7 protein-coding genes are annotated in these 5,402 nt (G+C 72.0%); all 7 read right to left on the reverse strand.

Going from position 1 to position 5,402, the window contains the following annotated elements:
* A partial coding sequence (locus AB0B86_RS33210; protein ID WP_357420564.1) for a hypothetical protein occupies positions 1-208 on the reverse strand: 208 nt, incomplete at its 3' end.
* A complete protein-coding gene (locus AB0B86_RS33215; RefSeq protein ID WP_357420566.1) occupies positions 205-453 on the reverse strand; it encodes a hypothetical protein in 249 nt (82 codons plus the stop codon). The genes AB0B86_RS33210 and AB0B86_RS33215, both read right to left, overlap by 4 nt.
* A 141-nt stretch (positions 454-594) precedes the next feature.
* Positions 595-2,805 carry a cell division protein FtsK gene (locus tag AB0B86_RS33220; RefSeq protein ID WP_357420568.1) on the reverse strand — a complete coding sequence of 737 codons (2,211 nt, stop codon included), beginning with the start codon at positions 2,803-2,805 and terminating at the stop codon, positions 595-597.
* Between the two features lie 95 nt (positions 2,806-2,900).
* Complete coding sequence (locus AB0B86_RS33225; protein ID WP_357420570.1) at positions 2,901-3,692, reverse strand: ABC transporter permease; 792 nt, start codon at positions 3,690-3,692, stop codon at positions 2,901-2,903.
* Positions 3,693-3,710: 18 nt separating this feature from the next.
* A complete protein-coding gene (locus tag AB0B86_RS33230) occupies positions 3,711-4,367 on the reverse strand; it encodes an NUDIX domain-containing protein (protein ID WP_357420572.1) in 657 nt (218 codons plus the stop codon).
* A complete protein-coding gene (locus AB0B86_RS33235; protein ID WP_357420574.1) occupies positions 4,364-4,738 on the reverse strand; it encodes an RRQRL motif-containing zinc-binding protein in 375 nt (124 codons plus the stop codon). The genes AB0B86_RS33230 and AB0B86_RS33235 overlap by 4 nt, the downstream gene beginning before the upstream one ends.
* Positions 4,738-4,983 (reverse strand): DUF6284 family protein, encoded by a 246-nt coding sequence (locus AB0B86_RS33240; protein WP_357420576.1) that lies wholly within the window; start codon positions 4,981-4,983, stop codon positions 4,738-4,740. The genes AB0B86_RS33235 and AB0B86_RS33240 overlap by 1 nt, the downstream gene beginning before the upstream one ends.
* Between the last annotated feature and the right edge of the window lie 419 nt (positions 4,984-5,402).

The raw sequence follows: 5,402 nt of genomic DNA on the forward strand, positions 1-5,402 counted from the left end.
GGCGGGCGGCCAACTCGGACGGGGCGAGCGCGACCCTGACGCGCACCTCGGCGTGTTCCCGCCCGGCGGCGGTGCGTACCCGCACGAGGACGGCGCGGGCGCGGCCGGCGACGTCGACCACGATTTCGTCGGAGCGGTGCTCACCGAGGCCGCAGCGGTGGTCTTTGCCGCACCACTCGGTGTGCCCGTCACGGGGTCGGCGGTTCATCGGTTCGCCTCGGCGCGCAGCCGGTGAAAGTGGTTGAACAGGCGGCGGCCGGTGCGCAGCCGGTGGCCTCGGTCGCAGCGGCGGCAGGCACGCGGCCGGCGCAGGACGCGGGTGGTGATGCGGCCGGTGCCGGCGCACCGCTGGCAGGTCTTGACGGGCTTGACCCAGCACAGCCCGGCATAACCGAGCGTGATCAGGGCAGGGATCGCGGCGAGGACGATAGCGGCAGTCAGGTGGGGGTTCACAACAGCCTCCCGGGCCGGTTTTTGGGTGCGAACGGCCGTGAGCTGCTATCTGCTAGGTCGCAGCTCATGATTCGGATCGGGTGCTAGCGAGGGTGCTAGCGCTAGCAGGACGGGCCGCTAGCGCTAGCACCCTCACGGCGGTTAGCCGGCGGACCGCTTCCGGTCACGCTCCGCAATCGCGGCGAGCACGTCGGGGTGCTTGATGCCGCGCCGGGTGGTGGCCTTACCGTCGATGCGCCGCCCGACGTCGGCAACCTTCACCAGCGGGTGGGGCTTGAGCGCGGTGGTGAGCTGCGCGGCCTCCCACCCGCCGTACACGTCGGGCCGCAGCTCGGCCAGCAGCGCGCACAGCGTCTCGTTCCACACTGCCTTCTCATCGCCCGGCCACACGCGCGCCAGGTCACCGAGCACGTCCGCGACCGGGGCCACATCGCGGGTCTGCTCGTCCAGCTTCGGCAGCGTCCCGGCCGTGGTGCGCAGCGCCACCGCGCGGGCCACGATGCGGGCGGCGGCGGTGGTGTCGACGTAGAACGACCGCACCGCCGACGCCTTCGCGCCGAAGCCGCGCAGGATGCCCCACCCGGCCTCGGCCACCGGCTGGAAGACCGTCGCCCGGTAGCCGTTCTTGTAGGCCGAGGTGCCAAGGATCATGTCGTTGGCCGTCTGGTCAGCCACGGAGAGGCAGAACCGGGAGTTGACGTTGCGGGTGATGCCGGTCGGCAAGCTGTCCTTGTCGGGGATCTGCGTGCCGATCAGGATGATCACACCCAGCGCCCGGCCGAGCTTGATGACCTTTTCCAGGATGTCCCCGGCGTCCTTGCCGTACTTGCTGGTCATCAGCTCTTGCAGCTCATCGAACCACGCCACCAGCGGGTGAAGGCCGGACCCCTTGAGCGACGCCAGTTCCGGGGTGACCTTGTTCTCGGGGGCCTTGCCCAACCGGGCGTAGTGCTCGATGCGCTTCGATCGGCGGCGGCACTCCTCGTACAGCCACTCGATGAAGGCGAAGCAGCGGGCGAGGGTGTCGTCATCGAAGCCGTTGCCGTACTCGGCCATGACCGGCTCCAACACCGCGAAGTCGCCAACGCCCTTCAACTCGTAGCCCCGGATCTCGGTGCGGGCGTCGAGGGCTGCGGCCAGGATCAGATCCCGCAGCGCGAACGTCTTCCCGGACCCGGGCTGCCCGCCGAAGAGGTAGTTGCGGAACATCAGGTCAACCGCAACCGTGTCGAGGCGGGGCGTGGTGGCGAACGGGAACGCCTTGAACACGTCCACCTTCGCCGACTCCGACAGCAGCGGCCACGCGGGTTGCTTCATCTGCGACGCCGGCTCATAGCCGACCCACAACGCCAGCCGGCCCGTGTGACCCGGTGCCGGTTCGGGCCACACCTGATCCAGCGGTAGCCGCATCGCCGAGGCCAGCCGACCGCGCCGGGCGACCACCTCGGCGGCCTCCACCCCGTACGGGAGGTCGACCACGGCCAGGTGCCCGGGGCCGTCGCGGTGGATATCGACCGGGAAGCTGATCGCCTTCGGGTCCTTGGCAACCGCGCTGTTGATCGCGGCCATCTGCAACGAGGTCAACGCCCGCCGCACCAGATCGGCGGTCAGCTTGCGATAGCGGGTGCCTTCGGTGACCCGGTCGGTGAGCGGCTTGTCCGCCGGTCGACCGAGCGTGGCCAGCAGCGGCACCACCACGGCAAGCGTGACCCACCGCCACCACGGCGGACCCATGGCCAGGACAATCGCCCCGGCGACGGTCGCGCCGACACCGGCGGCGAGCACCCACCACCGCCACACGCTCTGGCGCTGCCGGCGGGCGTCCAGCTTGAGCCACACGTCCGCCTCACCACGGGTCGCGGCAGCCTGCCGGAGGTGCCAGTTACCTTCCTCGGCGGTGGCCCAGTGCACCGCCCGGCCGAGGCCGCGGAACAGGCCGACAGGTGCCCAGACAGCGGTTTTCGCCGCGTACTTCGGCAGCCTGACAGCGTGGTAAGCGGCCACGTAGCCGGCATCCTTCGATTGGTGCCGCGCCGCCGCGCGCAGGCCGCGCCACGAACGCGCCCACTCGGCCAGGATCGGCCGGCGCTCCCGCTGCCGAGCCAGCACCTCCGGCGGGATGTCCTCGGCCGCGTCGACCAGTCCGCCGAGGCGCTCCGGCCCGTCATCGATCGTCTCGGCGTCCTCGGCGGTGTCGTCGGTGTCGGCCGGCGGGCGGGGGCGCGGCACCCGGCGGGCGCGGGCATCGTCCAGGTCGACCACCTCGGCATCCGGGCCGGCGGCGGTCGGGTCGGTCAGGTCGTTCTCGGCGGCCTGCCAGTCGAATCGGTCATCGTCTCGGGGGGACGTCATGATGGGTGTTCCTCCATCTGATCCGTGAGGGTCGGGGGTTGAGGGCCGGCGGCACGGCACAGGTTGCGAGCCAGGGGCCGTGCCGCCGGGCGGAACTAGTCGTGCGTGCGAACGAGGTGCGCGAGGGCGGCACCCATGCCGAGCACCGCGACCGGGAGGCAGGCAACGGCGGTGGTGATCCACCACGGGGCCGAGGTGACCCCGGCTGCCTCCAACAGGTGGTAGGCGACCTGCCCGAGCGCGCCGACCACGAGCGAGCCGAGCGCGGACCACTTGGCGAAGCGCCGCGCCGGGGCGGGCACCCGACCGGACAGCCACACATAGAGCGCGTACGCGCCGTACGTCTCCACGCCGATCGGGAGGGTGATCGCGCTGTTGATGGAGAAGCTGTCCCAGATCCCGGGGAGCGGGTGCACGATGCCGAATCCGGTGAGTCCGCCGAGGCCAACCCATCCGGACCAGATGGCGACGAACGCGGGCAGGGCCAGCAGCACCACCGGCCACACCACCGCCGGGCGGGTCGGAGCGGGCGGGGTGGACGTGTCCGGGCGACTGACCGGCGTGGCCTCGGCCGGCAGCGTCGGGGGCGTGATCTCCGGGGCGGGGGTCGGGTCCGGTACGACCGGCGGCGCGGGCTCGGGTGCGGCCGGCGCGGGTGCCGGGTCCGGGGTGCCCGGGTCGGTGGTGTCGGCCGGCGGCGCGGCGGGCGTGGTCTTGAGCAGCGCAAGCAGTTCCCCGGCCTTCGGTGCGCCGATGCGGAACTCCCGCATGAGCCGGTTCCGCGACGGGAACACCTCCCCGTCCGGCAGGTCCAACGCGCGGGCCGCCGGAAGCAGGTCTTCGATCGGTTGGGGGTAGCGGGTGCCGTTGATCGTGGGGGCAGTCATAACGGGGTGACCTCCTGGTCAGTCGGTGACGGTCGCGGCGATCAGGTCGCGGTGGGCGCGGAAGACGACACCGCCGTGTGCGTCGGTGAGGTGGTGCAGTAGGCAGTCCAGGTCGTTGGCGGGGACCCATTCGGCGCGGCGGGCGTCATCGCGGCCGGTCACGGCGGGCAGGACAGGGCCGAGGTTGATGCGTACGGGGGTGGTGACCATCCATGCCTCGTCCGAGGCGCGGGGATCGGGCACATAGCGGGCCGGCAGCGTTTCGTCGGCGCAGGAAGAAAACTGTTCGATCAAGCCGGTTTCCTCGGCCAGTTCGCGGAACGCCGCGTCTGTCGGGTCTTCGCCCGGGTCGACATAGCCGCCGGGCAGCGCCCATCCGTGACCGTCGGCCCGTTCGACCAGCAGTAGCCACCGGTTGCCGGCGGTGTCGATGGCCGTGACGATCGCGTCGGCGCACTGCTGCTCGCCCCAGTGGCCCAGCTCGTTGCGGCCGTAGCGGATGCCGGTCGGCGCGTATGGGTTGACCGGCCGGCCGTCCACGATCGGGAAGGGGATCGCGGCGCGGCGCTGGCGCTCGGGCCAGTCGATGCGGGTCGGGTCCATCTCCGGATCGGCCCAGCTCGCCCCGGCGGCGATGCCGGCCAGGACGGACGGGGCGGTGTAGGTGCGGGTCATGCGGCGGCCTCCATGGGATAGGCGCAGTCGACGCACTCACCGAGTGAGCGCGGGATGTAGTAGGGGCGGACCGTGCCGCAGGTCGGGCAGGTCCGGCGGGCCACCAGGGCGGCGCGGACCGCCCGGAGCTGGGCGGGCGTGGCGGTGCGCTTCGGCGCGGCCAGGTCGACCCGGTAGAGGTACGCGGTGCGGGTGCCGCCCACGCCGCGCCAGAGCACCTGAGCGGCGATCGGCTGCCCGCCGGGGCGCAGGCCGGCGGCGGTCAGTTGGCGGCGGGTGGCGTAGCCGGGCGGGGCACCGCGCCACCAGTAGGTGGGGATGCCGTACCGCGTGCCGTCCGGGTCGTGGAAGGCGGCGCGGATGCGGGCCATCAGGCCGCGCGGCGCGGGTCGGTACGGGCGGGCAGCTCGGCGGCGGCGCGGGTGACGCGGGCCTCAGCCCGGCGCAACCGCCGCCAGTCCAGCGGCGACGGGCCGCCGTGGTCCTCGGCGTAGATCAGCGTGATCTCGGCGTCCAGGGCGTCCAGTTCGGCCGCGATCAGCGGCCACTCGGCGTCGATCGCGGCCAGGTCGGCGGCGGTCGGTTCGGTGGTGACGGGGGCAAGGTGCGTGCGCACGGGGGAACCTCCGGTAGTCGATGAAGTGGGGGAAAGCCCGGGGTGCGACCAAATCGGCCGCACCCCGGGGTGCACAGGAATCAAGAGGCAGAAGTCCATGCCGCGCGCCAGATCCGGCCCGCTCGCCCCGCTCGCCCGGGAAGACACCGGGGTCGGCCACCGTGTGGCTCAAGGCGGGGATGCCGCAGACGAATCCACGCGGCGCTCCTGCTATTCGGTTTTCAACGAACTAGCGCGCAGAGGCTCGTGGGCGCGCAGCTCCGTGAGGGGCTGCCTTCCCCGGCTGCCTGCCGGCTGGTGTGACGTACGCAACCTAACAAAGGATATGCCACCGGGTCAACTGTTAGGTGCAAAGACGCGCCTGAGCTGCGGCAACAGCGGCAGACGACCTACCATCTGTTAGGCCGCTGGTAGGCTTC

It is taken from the genome of Micromonospora sp. NPDC049047, assembly GCF_040649135.1.
GTDB lineage: Bacteria > Actinomycetota > Actinomycetes > Mycobacteriales > Micromonosporaceae > Micromonospora.